This is a genomic window from Paenibacillus sp. FSL R5-0713, assembly GCF_037973325.1.
Lineage (GTDB): Bacteria > Bacillota > Bacilli > Paenibacillales > Paenibacillaceae > Paenibacillus.
Genome location: NZ_CP150229.1, coordinates 3,051,471 through 3,074,688 on the forward strand (window position 1 = coordinate 3,051,471; position 23,218 = coordinate 3,074,688).

General features: G+C 44.3%; 17 protein-coding genes. 11 read left to right on the forward strand and 6 right to left on the reverse strand.

Translation table 11 applies throughout. The annotated features are described in order from the left end of the window. The first annotated feature begins 21 nt into the window (after nt 1–21). Complete coding sequence (locus tag MKZ12_RS13755; RefSeq protein WP_339260914.1) at nt 22–576, forward strand: XRE family transcriptional regulator; 555 nt, start codon at nt 22–24, stop codon at nt 574–576. A gap of 137 nt (nt 577–713) precedes the next feature. On the opposite strand, the gene MKZ12_RS13760 is transcribed toward MKZ12_RS13755, so the two are convergent. Next, a complete protein-coding gene (locus MKZ12_RS13760; RefSeq protein WP_339260916.1) occupies nt 714–3,131 on the reverse strand; it encodes a family 43 glycosylhydrolase in 2,418 nt (805 codons plus the stop codon). A 395-nt stretch (nt 3,132–3,526) separates the two neighbouring features. Between MKZ12_RS13760 and MKZ12_RS13765 the strand changes: the two genes are divergently transcribed. Then, nucleotides 3,527–7,264: an alpha-L-arabinofuranosidase C-terminal domain-containing protein gene (locus MKZ12_RS13765; RefSeq protein ID WP_339260918.1), complete on the forward strand. Its 3,738-nt coding sequence runs from the start codon at nt 3,527–3,529 to the stop codon at nt 7,262–7,264. A gap of 135 nt (nt 7,265–7,399) precedes the next feature. On the opposite strand, the gene MKZ12_RS13770 is transcribed toward MKZ12_RS13765, so the two are convergent. Together MKZ12_RS13770 and MKZ12_RS13775 are read right to left on the reverse strand one after the other, a co-directional pair. Beyond that, nucleotides 7,400–8,797, reverse strand: coding sequence for a TrkH family potassium uptake protein (locus MKZ12_RS13770; protein WP_339260919.1), 1,398 nt, complete (start codon nt 8,795–8,797; stop codon nt 7,400–7,402). After that, on the reverse strand, nt 8,781–9,446 hold the full coding sequence (locus tag MKZ12_RS13775) for a TrkA family potassium uptake protein (RefSeq protein WP_237175555.1): 666 nt from the start codon (nt 9,444–9,446) through the stop codon (nt 8,781–8,783). Before MKZ12_RS13775 ends, MKZ12_RS13770 begins: the two co-directional genes overlap by 17 nt. 311 nt (nt 9,447–9,757) lie before the next feature. Here MKZ12_RS13775 and MKZ12_RS13780 point away from each other — a divergent pair, with 311 nt between their 5' ends. The 5 genes from MKZ12_RS13780 (at nt 9,758) to MKZ12_RS13800 (ending at nt 16,861) form a co-directional block, all read left to right on the forward strand. Continuing rightward, entirely contained in the window at nt 9,758–10,663 is a 906-nt protein-coding gene (locus MKZ12_RS13780; protein WP_339260921.1) for an ABC transporter permease subunit, read from the forward strand. A gap of 15 nt (nt 10,664–10,678) precedes the next feature. After that, nucleotides 10,679–11,569 (forward strand): carbohydrate ABC transporter permease, encoded by an 891-nt coding sequence (locus MKZ12_RS13785; protein ID WP_339242341.1) that lies wholly within the window; start codon nt 10,679–10,681, stop codon nt 11,567–11,569. Nucleotides 11,570–11,665: 96 nt separating this feature from the next. After that, complete coding sequence (locus MKZ12_RS13790) at nt 11,666–13,414, forward strand: histidine kinase (protein WP_339260923.1); 1,749 nt, start codon at nt 11,666–11,668, stop codon at nt 13,412–13,414. Nucleotides 13,415–13,418: 4 nt separating this feature from the next. Next, nucleotides 13,419–15,098, forward strand: coding sequence for a response regulator (locus MKZ12_RS13795; protein WP_339260924.1), 1,680 nt, complete (start codon nt 13,419–13,421; stop codon nt 15,096–15,098). A 119-nt stretch (nt 15,099–15,217) separates the two neighbouring features. Beyond that, nucleotides 15,218–16,861 carry an extracellular solute-binding protein gene (locus MKZ12_RS13800; protein WP_339242350.1) on the forward strand — a complete coding sequence of 548 codons (1,644 nt, stop codon included), beginning with the start codon at nt 15,218–15,220 and terminating at the stop codon, nt 16,859–16,861. Nucleotides 16,862–16,942: 81 nt separating this feature from the next. Here MKZ12_RS13800 and MKZ12_RS13805 read toward each other — a convergent pair whose 3' ends face one another. Together MKZ12_RS13805 and MKZ12_RS13810 are read right to left on the reverse strand one after the other, a co-directional pair. Then, nucleotides 16,943–17,203 (reverse strand): hypothetical protein, encoded by a 261-nt coding sequence (locus MKZ12_RS13805; protein WP_339260925.1) that lies wholly within the window; start codon nt 17,201–17,203, stop codon nt 16,943–16,945. A gap of 95 nt (nt 17,204–17,298) precedes the next feature. Further along, nucleotides 17,299–17,427 carry a DUF4023 family protein gene (locus MKZ12_RS13810; RefSeq protein WP_047842809.1) on the reverse strand — a complete coding sequence of 43 codons (129 nt, stop codon included), beginning with the start codon at nt 17,425–17,427 and terminating at the stop codon, nt 17,299–17,301. Between the two features lie 204 nt (nt 17,428–17,631). Between MKZ12_RS13810 and MKZ12_RS13815 the strand changes: the two genes are divergently transcribed. The 4 genes from MKZ12_RS13815 to MKZ12_RS13830 all read left to right on the forward strand — a co-directional run bounded on the left by MKZ12_RS13815 (nt 17,632) and on the right by MKZ12_RS13830 (nt 21,082). Then, the gene (locus tag MKZ12_RS13815; RefSeq protein WP_339260927.1) at nt 17,632–18,384 is read left to right on the forward strand and encodes a helix-turn-helix domain-containing protein; all 753 of its coding nucleotides are present in this window, start codon (nt 17,632–17,634) and stop codon (nt 18,382–18,384) included. 123 nt (nt 18,385–18,507) lie between these two features. Further along, entirely contained in the window at nt 18,508–19,671 is a 1,164-nt protein-coding gene (locus MKZ12_RS13820; RefSeq protein WP_339260929.1) for an MFS transporter, read from the forward strand. A gap of 218 nt (nt 19,672–19,889) precedes the next feature. Next, nucleotides 19,890–20,456, forward strand: a complete 567-nt coding sequence (locus MKZ12_RS13825) for a sugar O-acetyltransferase (protein WP_339260931.1) — start codon at nt 19,890–19,892, stop codon at nt 20,454–20,456. 38 nt (nt 20,457–20,494) lie between these two features. Further along, entirely contained in the window at nt 20,495–21,082 is a 588-nt protein-coding gene (locus tag MKZ12_RS13830; RefSeq protein WP_339261410.1) for a sugar O-acetyltransferase, read from the forward strand. Nucleotides 21,083–21,281: 199 nt separating this feature from the next. Here MKZ12_RS13830 and MKZ12_RS13835 read toward each other — a convergent pair whose 3' ends face one another. Continuing rightward, entirely contained in the window at nt 21,282–22,715 is a 1,434-nt protein-coding gene (locus MKZ12_RS13835; RefSeq protein WP_339242358.1) for a glycoside hydrolase family 1 protein, read from the reverse strand. Nucleotides 22,716–23,218: the final 503 nt, after the last annotated feature.

Genomic DNA, 23,218 nt, shown 5'->3' on the forward strand with positions numbered 1-23,218 from the left:
ATATATGAAGGAGGATGGATTTTGAAGAACATTAATAATATTCTTGCCCAAAACTTGAAACAGCTTAGGGAACAAAGAAAGCTTAGTCTGGACAAGGTTGCCGAAATGTCCGGTATCAGTAAGACCATGCTGGGTCAGATTGAACGTGGCGAATCCAATCCATCGATTGCAACCGTATGGAAGATTGCCAACGGCCTGAAAATTTCTTTTACTGCTTTGATCCACGAACCGAAGTCAGATACTACCGTTGTAACGGGCGATGATATTCAAGTATTGGTGGAGGATGAGGGAAGGGTACGAATATATCCGCATTTTCCTTTTGAAGAGGGGCGGCGTTTTGAAATATATATGATGGAGATGGACCCTCAGTCTGCGTTAAATGCAGAATCGCATATTGAAGGTACGGAAGAATTTATTACGGTCTTTGAAGGGGAAATTACGATTCGAGTTGGGACGGAAGAATATACGGTGAACCAAGGGGAATCCATTCGTTTTGGAGCGGACAAGCCTCATGCCTATGTTAACGCTAGTGCTAAGACCAATAAAATAAACATGGTTATTCATTATTCGAAGTAATATACAAAGCAGCCTGATGCAATGAACTGCGGCCCTATTGTTAAACAAAACATGTCTAACAAAGGATCACATTTCAATACATAGGCTGCTTTATTGGTGTGTTCGTTATGCAGAACAGCGACTATGATATGGCTGGGTTAAGGCTTTTCTTTGGCCTGACGCTGAATTTCCTTGGCTGTTAATGCTTTATCGTACACTTTAACATTATCCAGACTACCTTTGTAGAACGGATCAGCCTCATAACGACTTTTGCCCAGATAAGCTTCTGTCACTTGCAGATCCTTCGGATTAAAGGAGATCTCAGAGCTGCTTGCAACAGATGTACCATTCACATATAGAGTAGCCACATCCCCTTGAAGAGTTACAGCCACATGAACCCACTCCTTGGAAGGCAAGGGATTTGCAGCAATCAGACTCTGATCCCGTCCCTCATTATGAATAGTGAATTGTAATGCTCCATTATGCTGGGATGGAGTAAGGAACATGTGTCTCGTCAAGCCATTTCCAAAGTCGAAAATACGCTGCCAGGACCCGCCACCATCCCAATTGACCCAAGCGCTAAACGTAAAATCCGTGGTATCAGTCAGCAGTCCAGGCAACTGGATGTAACTGTTGGTCCCGTTAAATGTGGCAGCCTGATTTTTGCCACCTGCAGCAGAACTCACCACATTATAGGCTTGTCCATGATATTTGTTCTTACTGTCATCCTGTGCGATTTTTGCAATTTTCTTGTGTTCAAACGTATACTCCCCGAGCAATGGACTTACCGCTTGCTGCGGAATAATCACGTTGAACGTTTTGGAGCTTACCGCAGTACCTTTACGAATAGTAGCAGTTAATTTCACTTTGGCATCCCCCTTGCCAGCGCGTGGTCGCTGCACTACACCAGTAGCTGATAGAGCCGAAGGGTTTGAGCTTTTCCACGTAATGTCTGCATCACTTGAGCCCTTTGAAGGCAGTGAGAGATTGAAGAACACATGATCCGTATTACCAATGCTCAGATCATTTTTTATTGCATCTACAATGTCCTGATCACTCCGTTCAACACCTTGACTTCCCCAGACGGCAATCCCGGAGGAGGAGAGGGCGCTAAAGGTCAGAACCGTACTCTGGGATTCCGAATTCCATTCATGTGTGAAAACGCCGTTATACACAACTTGATTCGATGTAATCTGAACTTTGTTGTCTGTGCCGAGACTCCATGTTCCTGTCACGGCACCATGAATCTTCCCATCTACTGTGAACTGAACGGCCTGCGATGGCTTGATGTCCGCGGTAATGTCCTTACCGTGATTCACCCACTGGTACTGACCGGAGATATCCTGAGCTGTCAATTGCGTTGTATCCTCTCCCAAGGCAGCATAGCGATACGGAGAAACGACGGGCCAACCGTCTGCATTCATATGCATCTCATGTACGCGGACTTCATGTTCTTCACCACGCCCCGGAAAACGGGAATGGAAGATCAGATATTGTTTGCCTGTCTCCGCATCAATATAAGCTGAGTTGTGTCCCGGTGATACATAACCGGTTCCCAGTCCTGTGCCCGGATCGCCAATCTGTCTCTCGAACAGGAAGTTCCCCATTAATTTGACTCCAAAAGGCTCAATGGAACGATCATCAAATAGCGGTTTATCCTTGTCCGCTTTAACGTTGATCATATCGTTTCCTTCGGCATCCAGGAAAGGACCATCCGGCGTTTGGGAACGAGCAACTCGAATGTTATATCCTCCGTCAGCACCCAGTCCGCCGTAAGACAGGTACAGATAATAATAATCGGTTTCGGGACTGTAGAGCATATAAGGGGCTTCAATACGACTATGGTTGCCTCCGGTCAGCTTTTTGCCATAACCTTGATTCGGCAGCGGTTTGCCTGTCGTCTCATCCATCTCCAGAATGAAAATTCCCCCGGAGTAGGAGCCATACACCATCCATAACTTGCCGTTTTTATCATAAAAGACATCAGGATCAACCACATTGGGATGAATCGTTGCATCGTAAATGGTACCATCCTCACTGATCTGATCCCACATGCCAGATTTCAACAGTATGCCTTGGTCCTTATAAGGTCCTTCAATGTTGTCTGCGACAGCAATGCCAAGCGCTGATCGCGGAGAGTCGCCTTTACAAGCATTGTAGTACATATAAAATTTGCCGTCTGCGAGCTGAATGACATCTGCCGCCCATAACGTATCTGTCTGTGCCCATTCTAGGGCTTCAGCGAATTCCTTGGTTACATTGGGGACAACAGGATTGTTATCCGTAACGCCGGAGGCGACGAGGTCCCAGTTCAGAAAATCTTTGGACTTGGCTACTTGCAGGTGTGATCCAAAAATATAAAAGGTATCCTCCACCTTAATGACAGAAGGGTCATGAACAGAAACATTTTTGAATGTTGGAGCTGGATTTACGATTGGTGTAATGGAAGTCTGTGCGTTCCCCACAGTTGCCCCTGAACCATTGGCGAACACCGAGACCGGCGTCAAAGTTGTTGCTGTAAGTAATACGGTGCTTAGTACAGAAATGTTAAGTACATTTACCCAATAACGTTTCATATTTTTCCCCTTTCCTAATTCCCGGAATGAAAAATAACGCGATACTTGGCAACACACGATATAAGGTTCAGCAGACCTCCTTTGAGTATCCAATCATAATCAAGCGCTTTCATTTGATATATTATCAATTGGTTTATATGTTTGTAAACCATAAATATGATGGATTTATAGCAAAATGAATAAAAATAAGAGCAGAGAGATGGACCGACCAAGCTTCTTACATAGAAATAAGCATAAATAAAACAAGAGTCATTTTTAAATTTAGGATTGAAATGGGGCTCTGTAATGCGATAGTATTACGTTTAGATTATGTATTTAAACATTTATCAATCATTTTATAATTATGCGAATCAAAAGAGGGGAAGACAATTCTACACTACATAGGAGGTTAGCACATGACTTCGTATCAAAACCAATTAATCGCACGGTACACATTCGAAGATGCTGTTCAGATCGGTAAAGACAACTCCGGGAATGGGCATGATAGTTTGGCAAAAGGCGAGATTCTGCCAGTGGGATACAAAGTGAAAGGCAGATCGGCTGTAACTTTTAGCGGGGGAGTGAATGGAACTTCTTATCTGCAGTTACCTTCGGATCTACTTCGGAATGTAAGCGATAACACAGGAATTACAATTGCCACTTGGGTGTTCCTGGGCAAGGGGTCTAATGTGTGGGAACGCATTTTTGACTTTGGCAAAGGAGAGAAGGGACCGTATATGTTTCTGACGCGTCAGCTCCTGGGTACGTTATATGCTGGAGATAATCTGGTTGTTCACCCAAGTGGGGGAGTTGTAAGCGGTGAATGGATGCATATTGCACTCTCCGTAGCAGGCAGCCAAGGAGGGACGCTCAGCAGTGCAGGTCCGATTGTGTATGTGAACGGGGAGAAAGCCGCAGACGGTTCGATCAGTCAGACATCCAGTGGCAATTATGCCAAACTGCGCAATTGGTTTGATACGTTCAAGGACCCTGAGAATTATAACCAGAACTATATTGGACGCTCCCAATACGCAGCTGATGTGGATTTTGCAGGTTCGTTGTCCGACTTTCGGATCTATGGGGCAGCGCTCACCATGGATCAGGTGATTGAAGTGATGTGTGAATCACTGACAGATGAAGCGATTGTGAAGCTAGCGGCAGACAAGTATTTGTCCTTCCCTAACCGAATTATCACCAAAGATGTGTCACTACCCACACATTTACTGGGTGATAAAGTGACGGTACAGTGGAGTTCCAGTAATCCGGAAGTCCTGTCTGAGAATGGAGAGGTTCAGGCAATTACATCCGCACAAGAGGTTACGCTCCGTGCGCTTCTGAACAAAGGTGATAGCAAGCTGAGCCAAAGCTTTGACGTGTCTGTTGTGCCGGCGCACGTCCCGCCGTATACGATCACCATCCATGGAGATCAGAAGGTGGCTGACATCAGTGAAGTGATGTATGGTTTGTTCTATGAGGATATTAATAACGCCGCTGATGGCGGGATCTATGCGGAGCTTGTTCAGAATCGATCATTTGAATCTTTTGCATTTGATACATATTCACATGATTCGGGGGAATGTGGTTGTTCGACAGGTCGAAATCGTGAACCTTTGTTTGCCTGGTCAGGGGATACCGAGAAGATGCTCGTGCAGCATACGGAGGGATTAAATACACATTTTAACGTGCAAGATCCCGAAGTAAATGCTTATTATGTCACCGTTCAGGATGGGGCAACGATTCGAAATCGTGGATTCTCAGACTCCAACCAGCATTGTGCCATGTCCATCAAGCAGGGTGAGGCGTATGATTTTACCGTATGGGCAAAAGCAGAATCGGTAGGAGCAATCACTGTTCAATTGCAGGATAGAGAAGACACTTCCATCAGTGATTCGGTAACGTTACATGTTGAAGGCGGGAACACATGGAAGAAATACGGCTTGTCACTTACCGGAAAACATACTGTACTTGGTCAACTGGCACTTACGTTTGCAGGTGACATATCTGTTGATATGGTGTCTTTAGTGCCTCAGAATGTATGGGGAGCTGATCCGACAGAAGAAGGAATATCCGCTACAGCACATGCCAACTACACAGGTAATCCGAACTATCGATTGAGAAAAGATCTAATTCAGGCACTCGCAGATCTGCATCCAAAGTTCCTGCGTTTTCCGGGAGGATGTATCTCGGAAGGGTCCTTCATATGGGACAACGTATACGATTGGAAGGATTCTGTAGGACCCGTTGAGCTGCGCAAAGAGAATTATAATGTCTGGGGTTACATGATGACGATGGGGCTTGGTTATATGGAGTACTTCCAGTTGGCGGAGGATCTGAATGCTGCTCCGGTTCCGGTGATGGCTTGCGGTGTGTTATGTCAGGCACGTTCGGATTATGCTCACCCTGCGGGTGGCGCATTAAGGGAATATTATATCCGCAACTTCACCGACCTGATCGACTTTGCACTCAGTACAGATGTTGAACACAACGAATGGTCGGCGGTACGAAGCCAGATGGGACATCCTGAACCGTTCGATCTTCGTTATCTGGGTGTAGGTAATGAGAACTGGGGCACTGAATTTTTTGCCAATTTCGAAGTATTCAAAAGCTCGATAGATGAGTACATGAAACGGAATTATCCGGATCATGAGCTGCACATTATCTCGACGGTTGGTGCTCAGGCGGATGATGATGCGTATCAGGAAGGATGGAAGTTCCTCAGCGGAAATCTGACCGGATCAGCCCAAGTTGCTTTTGCAGATGGTACAGAGGTCATTGAGGAGACCGTAACCTGGTATGAGAATCAGGACAATTATATGGACACCATCGCAGATGAGCACTACTATCGATCCAATGAATATTTGCTGAATAACGTGGATCGTTACAACTACTATGACCGGGCCTATCATGAAGACGGAAGTGTCGACTGGAAAGAAACATCCAAAGTGTTTGTGGGAGAGTATGCTTCCACGGACAAAAATACACTGGCAGGTGCGGTTGCGGAAGCTGCGATCATGACCGGCTTTGAAAATAATGCGGACGTTGTTCGTCTGGCTGCCTATGCGCCATTGTTCAACAAAGTACTAACGGACGGGACCTACCGCTGGACGCCGGACTGCATTTGGTTTGATGATGAAACGGTGTGGTACACACCGAATTATTATGTGCAGCAGCTTTTTGCAAAATATATAGGGGATCAGGTCCTTGCGACTTCGTTCTCCACATATAGCAAAGGCAAACCGCTGAATCTCATTCCACGTGGCGGCATCGAGATTGCGACAGGGAATGCAGACATCGTGGTGAAACGAGTCACCGTCACGTCCAATGTGGATGGCAGCTTGATATTTGAAGAAGATTTCAGGGAAGGTACAGAGCTTAGTGAGGCATGGAGCCAGATTCCCGGATCGGAAGGATACATGTTAACCGCAGGAAAAGGGCTCATCTTGAGAGCACAAACTACTGGATTAAATGGACTGTACCTGCTGAATGGCGAATGGACCAACTACAAGGTGCACGTTGAGGCGGAGAGAATTTCGGGTGAGGATGGTTTTTACATCGGCGTGGGATTGACGGATATCTCACCTGAGAACAAGGATGTCATCGAGTACGCAATCAGTTACGACGGGAACGCAACAGGCGTGAAGGTGTACAAACAAGGGGTCGAGGGTTATACACTGGGAGATTACTCATCCAGTTCAGCAGCAGGTAATCTGAGAGCGGCCAATTATGAACCAATCGAGAATGGGACCGATTATAGGATTACGGTTAACTATGGTGGGGATACAGGAAAGAATCTGATCTGCTCGTATACAGATGGTCTCCATCCCAGCAAAGTTCTGGATTACAAGCTGGAAGCCTACAACCGGGAAGTATTCCAATCCGTTACGAAGGACGCACGGCATGTGTATGTGAAGCTGGTGAATGCAGATGATGTGGATAAATCAATCCGGATTTGCCTTCAGGATCTGAATGTGGAAGCTTCAGCCAGACTGCTCACGCTTACCGGAGAAGATCATTTGGTGCATATTCCAAATGTGAATCAGAAGAATGATGAGAAAGTGGTTCCCCAAGAACAGGAGATAAAATTGAATGGTGAATCAGTGATTGTTGATTTGTCAGCTCATTCGGTAAATGTTCTTATTATGGATCTTCAGTAAGAAAATATATAAACAAAGGCCCCTTTATGTAGACATCAGTTGTCTCCGATAAGGGGGCCTTTTGCTATTGAACTTGTTTTGACATAAAAAGCAATTAACTTTCGCAATAGGATTAACATGTCGTAGTCCGGTATGTTAACCAATAAGGACATGGTCCTCTGCATAACCGATTTTGGATGTGCGTTTCTTCTGAGCCAGTGCAAAAGCCAGAGTTAATGGTCCCAATCGTCCTGCAAACATCGTAATAGAGACTATAATTTTACCGGCAACACTCAACTCACTCGTCAGACCCATCGAGAGTCCTGTGGTGCTAAATGCTGAAGTAGCTTCAAACAAAACATCCAGAAAATGATTTTCTAGAATGCCTTCGGATATGGATAGCAGAATGGAAATCCCAAGCACAAAGGCGAGAGAACTTAAGACAACAGCGAGTGCACGCATTACTGTTTCTTCTGCAATTTTACGCTCAAAAGCATGAATCTGTCCGCCGCCCCGAAATGTTTGTATGGTCGCAAGAATAAGGACCACAAAAGTATTGATTTTAATTCCTCCACCTGTTCCGCCGGAAGAAGCCCCAATGAACATTAGGATAATAATGAAAAATTGGGATGTGGCCAACATACTTCCAATGTCAATGGTATTGAATCCAGAGCTTCGAGGAGCAGTACCCTGAAACAGAGAAGCCCATATACGTTCACTGTAAGATAAATCAGCAAACGTAGAAGGGTTCCAACTCTCGAGTAAAAAAATAGTGAGAAATCCAAACAAGTACAGAGAAAAACTACCGATTAACACAATTTTTGAATGAAGGGAGAGCTTTCTCCATGAACGTTTGCGGAATACATCCACAACCACAATGTAACCCAAGCCGCCAATGATAAAGAGCGTAATGACTGTGAGATTAACAATCGGGTCACCAACAAATGGGGTAAGGCTATCACTCCAAAGAGAGAAACCCGCATTATTGAAGGCAGAGATGGAATGGAATATGGCGTAATAGAAAGCTTGTCCCCATCCCAAATCACTCTGCCAGCGCAATGTAAGAACCACCGTAGCCAGAGCTTCAAAAGCAAAGGCTATAAGTACAATATACATGGATAACTTAACCAGACCTTGAGCAGAGGAGGTGTTGGTGGCTTGTTGAATAAGAAGCCTCTGTTTTAAACCAATCCGTTTCCCCAGAATAATGGCAACCATTACACCTAGTGTCATAAACCCCAGTCCACCAACCTGAATCAAAATCATGATGATGACCTGTCCGAATGTTGAAAAGACACTCCCTGTATCCAGTACGATAAGCCCGTTTACACAGATTGCAGAAGTAGCTGTAAACAGAGCATCAATTAACCCGATTGATTTTCCGTTACTGGAAGATACCGGTAGTGCTAACAATATGGCTCCGATCCAGATAAGGGTGAAGAAGATGATCATGATCAGTTGAGGAGGGCTCATATTATTTTTTAGCTTGTTCACAATGGATTCAATCTTATCTAGCGGCGAGTTTCCATGTGTGCTTTTATTTCTTTGGTTCATAGTCACTCTCCAGATTCCGAATGTCATCGTTACTGCCTATTAACAGGAGCATATCTCCCGCACGGACTATGTCTTCTGCCATGGGTGAGATATTCAGGTTATTCCCCGTTTTGATGGCGATAACGGTACATCCATATTCTGCCCGAATGTTGAGTTCCAGAAGTGTCTTCTGATTCATACTTAAGGGTGCTTTGATTTCAACCAGATTATAATCTGAAGACAATTCAATGGAATCAATAATGTTGTCGGAGCTAAGCTGATTCCCCAGCCTTGTGGCCATGTCACGTTCAGGATAAACGATCTGATCCGCACCAATCTTGCTAAGCACACTGCCATGGTTATCATTTTTTGCTTTGGCTGTTACTTTGGGTACATTAAGTTCTTTCAATAACAGAGTGGTCAGTATGCTTGCTTGCAGATCTTCGCCAATCGCGACAATGGCGTGTGAAAAATTGCTTGCTCCAAGCTCCATAAGGACTGATTTGTCAGTGCAATCTGCTTGTACCGCATGGGTTGCCACCGTTGAAATCTCCTGAACAAGAGTTTCGCTTTTGTCTACAGCGAGCACTTCATGCCCATTTTTAATGAGTGTGTGTGTCAAGCTTGAACCGAATCGTCCAAGACCAAGTACCATAAATTGTTTTTTCATAATATCCCTCATTGTAATCAAAATAAATAACAGTTTACTCTACACCCTAATGGTAAATATTACATTACGTACGCTGGAATGTAAGGTTTCATATCGTAGTTGCAAATTCCTTCCACCATATCTATGTCTAAGCATATCTCAAAAGAGTTCATTCTAATGGCTTAACAATAGAATTGCAACTGATTCGTTTCTTTTTTGGTATGGCTATTGAACTGTGGAAAGCAGTCAACAAAAGATACCTAAAGTAAATAGCCCACACTGTTGCGGTGAAAGGGCTGCTCCTATAATAAACGTTGAAGGAGGAGTCAGCTATGCGTTCCAACTACAAACAATTCATCCGAAACGTTCCGCTTCATCTTATGATTCTACCCGGACTGCTGATTATTATTGTATTCGGTTACATTCCGATGGCGGGGCTCTCTATTGCCTTTCAGAATTTCTCTCCCATTGCCGGATTCAAAAACATGAACTGGGTGGGGTGGGATAATTTCAGGTATCTGTTCGATCTGCCCGGTTTCTCGCAAGTTGTATGGAATACGGTGTTTATATCAACGATGAAAATTGTGTCCGGCTTGTTTATTCCGGTACTTGTAGCCTTATTACTCAACGAGGTTCGCAAGACAGGTTTCAAAAGAACGATTCAGACTGTAATTTATATGCCTCACTTTTTCTCTTGGGTTATTCTGGCGGGAATCATCGTGGATGTGTTATCTCCCAGCACAGGGATCGTTAATATGTTGCTAAAAGCCCTCGGAATTGACCCAATTCAATTCCTGGCCAGTAACGAGTGGTTTCCATACATACTCGTCATCACAGACCAATGGAAAGAATTCGGATTTGGTACGATTATCTATCTTGCTGCCCTCACGAATATTGATAAGTCACTCTACGAGGCCTCTGTTATGGATGGAGCGGGAAGATGGAAACAGACATGGCATATCACACTGCCCGGCATTCGCCCAATCGTAATTTTGATGGTAACACTTAGTCTGGGGAATGTACTCAACGGCGGTTTTGATCAAGTGTTCAACCTCTATAATCCATTGGTATACGAATCAGGAGATATTCTCGATACGATGATCTATCGGATCGGATTGCAGGATGCACAGTATTCTGTATCCACAGCGTTGGGGCTGATCAAATCTGTCGTTTCGTTCATTTTTATCGGACTTGGTTATTTCTTGGCCTATCGGTTCGCGAATTATCGGATATTCTAGAAAGGAGGCAGAGTCATGCACCACGCTTCAAGAGCCTATCGGTGGTTCCTAGGGTTTAACTACGTCATCCTGACGATTCTTGCCTTGTTATGCCTGTTCCCGATTGTGAATATATTAGCGATTTCATTTAGTTCAAGTGATGCGGTCAAAGCGGGGAGCGTCACATTCTGGCCTGTGGATTTTACATTGTCCTCCTATCAATACATTCTGGAAAATCAGCAATTCCTGAACTCATTCGGCACGAGCCTGCTACGTGTCATTCTGGGGGTTACGACCAATCTGATCTTCACAATTCTGGTAGCTTATCCGCTCTCCAAAGAGGCTGCCAAATTCCGTTCAAGAACAGTCTATGCCTGGATATTCGTATTCACCATGTTATTCAGTGGAGGATTGATCCCGGGTTACCTGGTGGTTAAGGAAGCGGGCTTGTTGGATTCCATCTGGGCTCTAATTTTGCCGGGTGCTGTTCCGATCTTTAATGTACTTCTAATGCTTAATTTCTTCCGGGGATTGCCGAAGGAACTTGAAGAGGCCTCCTGGATGGATGGGGCAGGACATTTCCGCACGCTATGCAGCATCTATCTTCCTATTTCACTTCCCAGTATTGCGACCATCACGCTGTTCGCCATGGTGGGACACTGGAACGCCTGGTTCGATGGCATGATCTACATGAAAAGTCCGGAAGGTTATCCGCTTGCTACATATCTTCAGTCCATGTTACAGCAGGTGACGATGATTCAGAGCGAGATGATGACGCTGGAGGATGCGACACTCTTAAGTCAGGTATCGGATAGAACTACCCAAGCTTCCCAGATCTTTTTGTCCGTTATTCCGATTCTACTTGTGTATCCGTTCCTGCAGCGATATTTCGTTCATGGGCTTGTCGTCGGAAGTGTAAAGGGATAAGATCGGTAGGAGGAAAACCAATCGATTGAGGAGCCGATTTCTGGCTCCTTTTTTTGCTATTGAGGTGAGAAGAAAGAGGAGAGGAGAGATGGAGCATTGAGATTCATTTGGGGGAGATGGAGAGAGTCATCCATTGTCGTCAAACTGATGATTGCTTTTATACTGGTCATTCTGCCCCTGTACGGGATAAGCATTATGATTACACAACTCAGCTCCAAACAAATGCAGACGGAGGTGGAGAAGGCCCATGAGTCCAAATTGTACTTCTACCATAATCATCTGCAATTCGAATTGGAGCGGATGAGTGCGCTGGTTACTGAATTTTCATTTGATGAACCCATGTCCACGCTAAGTACAAGGGCTGCGATTATGAGTAGCTATGAAATCACGTCCAGCCTGAACAACATTCACAATAAGTTGGGTCAGATCATGGTGACGAGTCCTTATATTAGTGATGTTGTGTATTACGTTCCCGCTCTGCATAAACGAGTCAGTGCGGCGGACGGGATTCGGGATGTAGAGGATACCGAGTGGAAGAATCTGCTCGCGACAATGGGGAATCTGAATGGCGAATTATCGCATTCCAATAACGTTCTCTATTTCCTGAAAAGCAATCCGTATAACATGAACCATGAGGAGCCACCCAATTTCATATTAGGAATACGCTTGTCTGCTGAAGAACTGAAACATCGTTTGCAGCAACTGTCGGAAACGGGTGAAAGTGAGATTACACTGAGTTTTGGTGAACACCATAATGTAGTCATCTCTTCTTCAGAGCAGGCAGCACCTGTAAAACCGATTCGAACAGTTCCGCCTGAACCGTCTGAGTCCATGCAAGTTACAAAGTTCCAATCTGATTCATATCTCTATTATTCTTTACACGATAAAGATCATTCGTTCACGCTGACAGCCACTATTCCGCAGGATGTGCTGAGCGCACCACTGGAACAATATAACGTATGGTTATGGATGGTGACCTTCATGTCAGTTGTAATTATTATTGTCTTCTCTTTTTCGATCTATAGATCGATTCACCAACCTTTATCGTTGCTCATCCGAGGATTTAGAATGGCTGAACAGGGCCAGACAAGTGTATATATTCCTTCATCCAGAAGGGATGAATTCGGTTATTTGTACTCCCGATTCAACCATATGATAGAACGCTTACATATTTTGATCGATGAGAATTATGTTGCGCGCATTCGAACAAGTGAGGCGGAACTCAAACATCTGCAATCCCAGATTCAACCTCACTTTCTATACAACAGTCTGTTCAGCATCAAGCAAATGGCTGAGGTGGAGAATGTGGAGCTCATTCAGGAATTCACCGACTACCTGGGTCAATATTTCAGGTATATGTCTCGGGATTCTCATACGGAGGTATCGTTGGGGGCTGAGATTGACCATGCGCTGGTCTATGCATCCATTCAAAAAATCCGGTTTGGTTCGAGGATTCAATTGGAATTAGAGGGTCTGGACGCAAGATACAGAGTCATTTCCGTTCCCAGAGTCATGATTCAGCCGATCGTAGAGAATGTGTTTGAGCATGCACTAGCCAAACGCAGCGAAGGAGGTATCCTACAGATCTCGTACCAAAAGGGCCTGGACAATCTGTCCATTCGCATTGAGGATGATGGGGATCAGTTAAGTGATGAAACATTGATTTATCTGCAATCTGCATTTGAGGAAACAGAGCGGAAACATGGAAACGAAGAGATAACCGGGCTCATCAATGTGAATCAGCGATTAAGAATCAAATTCGGGGCTGGTTATGGTCTTACAGCGCAGCGAAGTGAGCTCGGTGGGTTGTGCATTATAGTGAAGATTCCATGGGAGGGGGAGTAACGTCATGCAGAGAATGCTCATAGTAGATGATGAACCCGTTATTCTGGACGGACTGTATGCGTTTTTTCAAAAAGCAAATCTTCAGGACATGGAGATAATCAAGGCATACTCGGCCTATGAAGCTATCGATTGGCTGAACTTGGTAAAGGTTGATATTGTACTCAGTGATATCTGTATGCCTGGCATGGACGGCATGGAATTAATTGAACAGATTATGGATCGGTGGCCACGATGCAAAGTCCTCTTGCTGACAGGTCATAACGAATTTGATTATGCACACCAAGCTATTCGGAATCCTTGCGTTGTTGATTACCTGTTAAAGACAGAGGGCATGAATCACATTCGTGCTGCGGTAGAACGGGCATTAACACAAATCTCCGAAGAGAATGATTTTCGCTACCAAGCTGCATGGTTTCGGAGTAAATTGCCCCGAGCGCTGCCCCAGTTGCAGCGTCAATTGCTGCTGGATGTGCTTAAGCGAACGGAAAGCCATGATAACATTTCACTTCAGGAAGAACTTGATGCTGTACAGCTACCTTTCGAATCCGATCAACTCGTTATTCCAGTAATCATCCGGGTAGAAGAATGGAACAACTATCAGTCCCAGGCCGATCGCAGCCTAATCCGCTATGCCGTTGCCAATGTTGCAGAGGAACTGCTGCAGGACAAGGCCAAGGTGAAGGCAATTGATCTGGACACTCAGGTCATCGCTTGCTTTATTCAATCGCAGGGGGTGCATCCGCCCCACGTATCTAATACTGAAGGGGAGCGAGGAAGTCAGCTGGATAACTGGCAACAAACTCTTCGTTTTGTCTATGGCACACTGGAGTCTGTGCAGCAATCCTGTGCGGACTGTTTGAACCTGTCCGTATCCATCATGGTTAGTGAGCAGGCGGTAGAATGGAACAGGGTTAATCAGGCTATTGCGCAGTTGCGTCTATCGATTCATGAGAGTCCGGGGCTGGGGATGGAGAAGCTGCTGCGTGTCAAAATCCAGGATAAATTGCCTTACACTCCTAGCATGATGAATCAACAGGGTGTCGTAGTTCTGCATCTGGAGCACATCAAACAGCGAATAACAGCAGGTGACCGGGAGTGGATGGAGTCCTTCCATAAATGGACCGAGGCTGCGAAGAAAGGACTTCAAGATCCGTTCTTTCGAATGAAAACCTATACTGGCGCAGCCAATGTGTTCATTGAAGTCCTGCACGAATTAGGGCTGTATGAATCGGCAATGGAAGAGATAGCGCTGTCCCGAATGCTGCATTTTGACATCCATACCGCATGGTCCGAACTGGTTATCTTTTATCAATCTGCATACGAATGGATGATCTCCAAACGAAGCAATGCTCGTCTGAATGACCAATCACAGATTCTGATCACGATCCATCATTATATCAAGCACCATCTGGAGGACGACCTCTCACTCACACGGATCGCACAGGAAGTCTCTCTTAACCCTTCTTATCTGTCACGTTGGTACAAACGGATTACAGGCAAAGGCATATCCGACTACATCCATGACCTTAGAGTGGAGCGAAGCAAAGAGTTGCTTCTGGGTTCGACCTGTAAGATGCATGAAATATCTGCGAGGGTTGGGTTTAGCGATCAGCATTATTTTTATCGTTTCTTCAAAAAAGCGACAGGCTGCACCCCTCAAGAGTATCGGGATCAGAAAAGTTAGAGGATTTCTCAAAGGGTAAATCAAAGATACTAGATGTAAACGGGGTACACTCGAAGTGATAGCGCTTCCTTTGTAATATAAAATTATACCTCACGGGAGGAGAAAAAAGGGGGATTCGCATGAATATATCATTCAAGAAGTTCTCATTATTAACATTAACCATGGTACTAGCCACCACACTTGCAGCCTGTTCGTCCGGTGCGGGAAGTGCCGAGAATGAAGCTGAGCCAAACACACAGCAGGATGCGGGAGGACCACTTACGAAATACGACCCACCCATTAAATTAACTTCTACCATGAATGAAACGGGGAAAGAATCGCTAGCCGAAGGAGATACACACGCCAATAACATCTGGACCAGAGGGTATAAGGATGAACTCGGTATTGATGTATCGTACGAATGGATTGTTCCGGATGCCAATTATAACGATAAGATGAATGTTACGCTCGCGAGTGGTGATCTGCCGGATGTACTGAAAGTGAGCGCTGTGCAATTCGAACAACTGCATGAAGCGGGAATGCTGGAGGATCTGACCGAAGTATATGACAAGTATGCATCCGAACTGGTGAAGGAGTTCATGTCTGCTGAAGATGGAGCAGGTTTGAAGCCGGTAACCAAGGATGGAAAAATATACGCCATGGTTAGCTTCCCAGGTTCGTTGGATTCCTCGGATATGATCTGGATTCGTCAGGATTGGCTGAAAAAGGTTGGGCTTGAGGCACCTAAAACCATGCAGGATGTCATCCAAATTGCGGAAGCCTTTACCTTCGAAGATCCAGACGGAAATGGCAAAGATGATACGTACGGCATTGCCTTAAACAAGGATTTACCTATCAACGCGTTCTTGCTCGGCTATCATGGTTATCTCGAAACCTGGATTAAGGATGCTTCAGGTCAAGTCGTGAATGGAACGATCCAACCGGAAGTGAAAGAAGGATTGCGTGAGCTCCAGACTCTGTATCAGAAGGGCGTTCTTGATCCCGAATTTGGCGTTAAAGATTTTGCTAAAATGATGGAGGATGTGAATGCTGGCAAGTCAGGCATGTTCTTCCTGCCACAATGGGCACCTTTCCAGGTTAGCAGTATGATTAAGAAAGACAAGAACATCGACTGGATGCCTTACCCGGTTCAATCGATTGATGATCAGCCAGCAAAAACACAGAACCATCTTAGTCTGGGCGGCATATTTGCTGTTCGCAAAGGTTACGAGCATCCCGAAGCGTTAATTAAATTGCTCAATTTCCAGGCTGAAAAAATGTTTGGTGAGTCTGCGCAGGAAGAACGGGCTGCTTACTTAAATGGACTGACAGGTCTTGGTTTTCATAATGCGACGGTTTCTAACCTGCCAGCCAACAAAAATGTGAAGGCGCAGGACGAAGTGGAGCAGGCGCTTCAAACAGGAGATACGTCCGGATTGGAACTCGAAGCGAAGCTGTTCTATGATGATATTATGGATTATCGGAATGGTAATCTCGACAAGTGGCATATGGAGCGGATATTTGGCCCAGAGAGTTCGCAAGGTGTGATTAAATATTATCGGGATAATGACCTGATTGTCATGAATGAATTCATCTATGCACCAACGAGAACAATGAATACCAAGCAAGCTACGCTGGATAAATTGAGAGCCGAGACGTTCCTGAAAATCATCTATGGTAACCTGTCGATTGACGAGTTCGATAACTTTGTTGCCAATTGGAAGAAACTCGGCGGTGATGAGATTACACAGGAAGTGAATGAAACAATCGCTGCTAATCAATAAAGGATTAATTGTTATAATCCAAGAATGAAAAATGAGAAAATGGTGCTCTCCTAAAGGGAGCACCATTTTTTTCGGGTCTGATTATCTGTGTTTCAATAACAGAACTCCACTGATGGCTGATGTTTTCTGGCGGTATACCACTTTGAATCCAATATCGTTGTCCAACAAACAGTTTAATGCATTGATCAATAATGCCCCGGGAACTAATGTAAATGTACACGGAGCGGTGTTTCCAATCACACGTACGCTTTGAATTCTGCGCGCAGAACCAGGCACGAGCGGATTTCTGGACCAATAGATTAACACCAGATCTGGTTGTCGAACAGCATTGACACGAGCCATACTAATCATCTCTTTTCTATTAAAGGTTCTTAATAGTAGATGAAAAGTAGAGGAAAAGGTGCTAGACAGAAGTCATGCTGTTCAATAAATAGACTCTACTTATTCGTAGAATGCTGTTTCGATGGTAACTTGTCTCCAGGTGTTCCCTTGCCATTGTTTTTATTGTGACGCGCTTTTTCGGCATTTTCATTAACTTTCTTCACAAAATCTTGCGTGCTTTCCATTAAAAATTACAGCTCCTTCCACAAGCAAAATGGGTATCCGATTCTTAATATAACCACTGGAAAGTGATTTTATTTTGGGGACAACGCTTAATTTAATTTTGATTCAAACAATCCCACGTTAGGTGGGACATACTGGACATGGGAAGTATAGCCGTCTAAACTAGATAGACCAGACATAATAAGAAGGGATGCGCCGATCCAAATATGTTGCAGAAATTCGGTTTTACACAATATGAGAGCCAGGTATACGAGGCTATATTTGCACAAGATGAACCGCTTGATGCCACATCCATTGTTAATTACTCGAACGTTCCCAAAGCCAAAATATATGAAGTGCTTAATCGACTGATCGACAAGGGAACGGTGCTGACCACGATGGATGGAAAGAAAAAATTATATATGGCCGTAGATATTCAGTCCGTTATTCATAAGATCAAGGCAGATTTTGATAAAGATATCGAGGAACTGAAGAGTTACAAAATCAAACGTACATTCACGGATGAACATATCTGGACGTTAAAAGATGAATCATCCATTGGATCAAACATTGAACAACTTATCGAGGAAGCGGAATCATCAATTCTTTTCCTGGCATGGAATGAGCGAATGGAGAAATATCGTGAACTGCTGGAGCAGAAGGAAAAGCAGGGAGTGTACGTTGAAGTGTTAGCCGTAGGGGGAATGGAGACCTCCTTAACGCGTAAATACTCGTTGATTCCATTACTTGACGCGCCGGAGCCATCACAACTGCTCATTGTGGATCATGCTTATCTGTTGTTTGCCGGTGTGGAACACGATTCATGGCGAGCCATCAAGACGATGTCCAAACCGATTGTTAAAGCCATGACTGATTATTTCTACCATGATGTTGCCCTTACTCAAATTACAAAAAAATATGGTGACCAACTGTTGCAGGATGCTGAAATCGAGCGATTGCTCACCAGGTTGATCTATTAAACTATTCTCCAAGAGAATAGTTTTTTTGTTATAACTTTATTTGAAAAAACAATGAAAATAACTATTGAAACTTTCATTCCTATGAGTTACTATCGTAGTTGTAACTTTTGAGGAGGATTCAACATGAATAAGAAAGTATATGTGCTTGCTATCGCAGCATTTGTGGTCGGAACCGTTGAACTGATCTTGGGCGGCATTCTGGACCTGATTGCTACGGATCTTCATCTATCCCTGGCTAAGGCCGGATATTTAATTTCTATTTTCTCACTTGTCTATGCGTTATCTGCGCCGATTTTATTAAATATGACGGCTAGATTCGAGCGTAAAAAGGTATATATGTGTACGCTATTTGTATTTCTGATCAGTAATCTCATCTCTGCGTTCAGCACCAGCTTCTACATGCTGATGGCGGGTAGAGCTCTCGGAGCCGCGACGGGTTCACTTATTTTTGTGCTCTCCCTGACGCTTGCAGCGCGCATTGTGGAACCACAGTATAAAGGACGCGCGGTGGGGACCATTACCATGGGAGGCAGTGCCTCACTTATCCTTGGTGTACCACTCGGTATTTTTGTAGGGAACTTGGCTGGCTGGCGTGAAGTGTTTATGTTGATTGCCATACTGACCGCAGTGGTTATGGTAGCTATCTGGATTGCGATGGATCGAGTGCAGCCGATTCCTGCTGTATCCCTGAAGAAACAGCTTACAGCGCTGTGGAATCCGAAAATGTTGGCAATCCATGCGACGACTTTGCTTGTACTTGCGGGTCATTTGACTTTATATGCGTATTTCACACCATTTCTGCAAGAAACCCTGGGTGCCAGCGCAACGATGGTTACCTTTATCTATATGATGTTTGGGATCGCTGCTGTTGCAGGTGGAGGCATTGGGGGCATGTTATCGGATCGTCTGCATCCTGCTAAAGCGATCGTCATTGTGCTGATTCCCTTTATCGTGAGTATGGCTATCATCCCGTTTAGTGTTCAATTTCCTTTGATTGCCTTCTTGATATTGTTAAGCATCTGGAGTGCACTGAGCTGGACGGTCACACCTGTACAGAATAGTCTGATTATCAAAACGTCACCGGAAACAGCTGAAACACTAATCAGCACCAATTCTGGTATAGCACATGCAGGTATTGCACTCGGTACCTATATCGGTGGCATGGTGATCGATCATTCATCGATTCTGCACACCGGATGGGTCGGCTCTGTACTCATTTTGCTTGGTTTGGTGTCTGCCATCTACGCCATTAGCGTGAAGGAAAAAACCATTCAGGCGGTTGCTTAGAATAAAGAACATAGACAAAAAATTTGAACCTCTGCAATCCCCTAGTCAATGGGGTGTAGAGGTTTTTGGCTACCTTACGAGATTGTGCGTGAGTAGAATATACTGTTTTTATATCAAGCAAGACTTGTTTTATTCATTGTAATCTATATAATTAAAATAGTTTTAAAAAGTATTATCTAATGTTGAATTATATGATGTGTACCAAGGGAGCAGTGATCATGACCACAAAGACGGAAAAACAAAAAATGCTGGATGGCGAGCTGTACATGGCTTCTGATCTCGAATTGTCTAAGGATCGAGAATATGCACGCAGAATGACGCGCACATTCAATCAAACGACAGAAACGGACGGAGAGCTTAGAACCAAGTTACTGAAGGAACTGTTTGGATCTACAGGTGAACATCTGGGCATGGAACCTAATATTCATGTGGATTATGGATATAACATTCATGTGGGCAATCATTTTTATGCCAACTTTAATTGTACGATATTAGATGTGTGTGAAGTTCGTATTGGAGACTATTGTTTAATGGGGCCAGATGTACATATCTATACAGCTACTCATCCACTCCATCCGCATGAACGCAATACGGGGGCAGAGTATGGCAAGCCAGTCACGATAGGGAATAATGTCTGGATAGGGGGAAGAGCCGTCATAAATCCGGGTGTTACCATAGGGGATAACGTTGTTGTTGCTTCAGGCGCTGTGGTTACGAAGGATGTTCCGGATAATATGATCGTGGGCGGCAATCCTGCCAGAATCATTAGAGAGATAGAGCTTTAACAAATGTATAGATAGAAGATGGGAAGTGCCAGGATATGATGACTGAAAAAGAGAAATCTCAATTAGGGCTCTTATATAATGCCAATTATGATCAAGAGTTGATTGAAGAGCGTTTGTATGCCAAAGGACTTTGTTACGATTATAACCAGCTCCATCCAGGCAAGATCCATGAACGAGAAGCGTTAATTAAGAAACTGCTCGGGAGAACGACTGATCGTTTCCTGATTGAACAGCCCTTTGTATGTGATTATGGTTATAATATTGAAATTGGTGAGAACTTCTATAGCAATCATAATATTGTCATGTTGGATGGAGGCAAAATCAGTTTTGGAGATAACGTTTTTATTGCTCCAAATTGTGGTTTTTATACTGCTGGCCACCCTTTTGATGTAGAGCAGCGCAATGAAGGTCTGGAGATTGTTGGACCCATCACGGTAGGGAATAATGTGTGGATCGGTGGCGGTGTGACCGTTCTTGCCGGAGTTACCATCGGAGACAATACGATCATTGGAGCAGGGAGCGTAGTGACCAAGAGTATACCGTCTGGGGTGATTGCAGCGGGCAACCCTTGCCGGGTCATTCGCGAGATAACGGAAGATGACAAAACAAAGTACAGCAGGATGTAGTGAAGAACATATAGTAAAGAATAGGATAACAGCCAATGAGAATGCCCGATGTTTATCGTTTAACATCGGGCATTCATAATAAAATCCCCCAGACAGTAAACACGTCAAGGTATCGTATAACCGACACTTTTTCACGTAATTTGTTGGGGGCTAGACGAATGTATCTGTTACATTTGCTTAAACATTTGCTTGAGAAACTTTATCGCTGCAAACTTTTCCCGTTACTGCTGATCACTTCTTTGTACCAATGGAAGGATTTTTTACGGTAACGTTCGAGTGTTCCTGAACCATCGTCATGACGATCAACATAGATGTAGCCATAACGTTTTTTCAACTGGGCAGAAGACGCACTGACCACATCAATGCAACCCCATGATGTATAACCCATAATTTCAACGCCATCTTCAATGGCTTCGCCAACCTGAACCAGATGATCATTCAGATACTGGATTCGGTAATCATCTTCTACTGTTTTCTCACCGTCAGCACCCGTGATTAACTCATCGACAGCGCCAAGACCATTCTCTACAATAAACAGTGGTTTCTGATAACGGTCATAGAACATGTTAAGCACATAACGTAAACCTTGCGGGTCAATCTGCCATCCCCATTCACTTGCTGGTAGATAAGGGTTAGGTACGCCGCCAAGCAGGTTACCTTCACCTGCGATTTGTTTCTCCGGGTCTGCCGTCTGACAGATACTCATGTAATAACTGAAAGAGATAAAGTCTACCGTATGAAGCAACATTTCCTCGTCGCCAGGTTCCATATGAATCTCGATTCCATTCTCCCGGAAGTAACGTTTCATATAACCAGGGTAGCGGCCTCTTACATGCACATCACCGAAGAAATAGTTGCTGTGTTCGAATTCCATGACTTTAATCATATCGTCTGGGTTCGGTGTCAGCGGGTAGGTAGGCATACTGAGCATCATACAACCAATCTGTGCCGTAGGAATAATCTCATGACAGAGTTTCACAGCAGAAGCACTCGCTACAAATTCATGATGGATTGCCTGATACAGATCTTGCTTGCTGAGCTTCTCCTTTGGCGTGTAGATGCCTCCACTCATGAAGGGAGCTTCCAGAATCGAATTGATTTCGTTAAAGGTAAGCCAGTATTTTACTTTGTTTTTGTAACGGTTGAAGACAGTGGTTGCATAACGCTCGTAGAATCCAACCATTTTCCGGTTAACCCAGCCGTCGTATTCTTTGGACAAGTGAAGAGGTGTCTCATAGTGGGATAACGTTACGAGTGGTTCGATCCCGTATTTGTGACACTCGTCAAACAGATCGTCGTAGAACTGCAGACCTTCTTCATTCGGTTCCAGCTCGTCCCCTTTTGGGAAAATCCGGGACCAGGCGATGGAAGTACGGAATACTTTGAAGCCCATCTCTGCAAACAGTTTTACATCTTCCTTGTAACGATGATACAGATCGATACCGATCAGTTTCATGTTATCTTCGGTTGGTTCTTCCGTGATCGGGCCCATGATGCCTTTGGGAGCTACATCCTGAGTAGATAATCCTTTGCCACCTTGATTGTATGCACCTTCAGCCTGATTGGCTGCAATTGCGCCACCCCACAGGAAATTTTCCGGGAATTGATAGGTTTGATTTTGAGAGTTGCTCATGTGTATCGCTCCATTCATCAAATTTTATTTAAGAGGTTGTTCAAAAAGCCCGCTTTTGATTACAAAAGATGCCTAACGGCATCATCAGCATCGAATATGGAATTCAGCCGAAATGTCCGTTGCTCACGTAGTTTTCCCTACGCTCTGCTACTCCATTTCTATCTTCATCCCATCTTCTCGGTACTGAAAACCGATCTTTTTGAACACGCACTTTAAGGTGATCCATGTATGACATAAAAAAGCTTAAACGTTGTAACGGGTTACACGTCAAGTTTTACTTTTGATCCCAATCTGAGGCATACTATTATTCGAAGTAAGTTCAACTAAAATTTACACGAAAACGGAGAGGACAGAAATAACCAGAAGAAGCGAAGCGGTCGCCTTTATCCCCGGATTTTCCCGTTTAGATAAGGGGAATTAAAAAAAATCTGGGGATAACAGCGATCGGAAGGTTGTTCTGTCATCGAAGTTCCAGTGTAAATAATCTTGGTTGAACTAATATC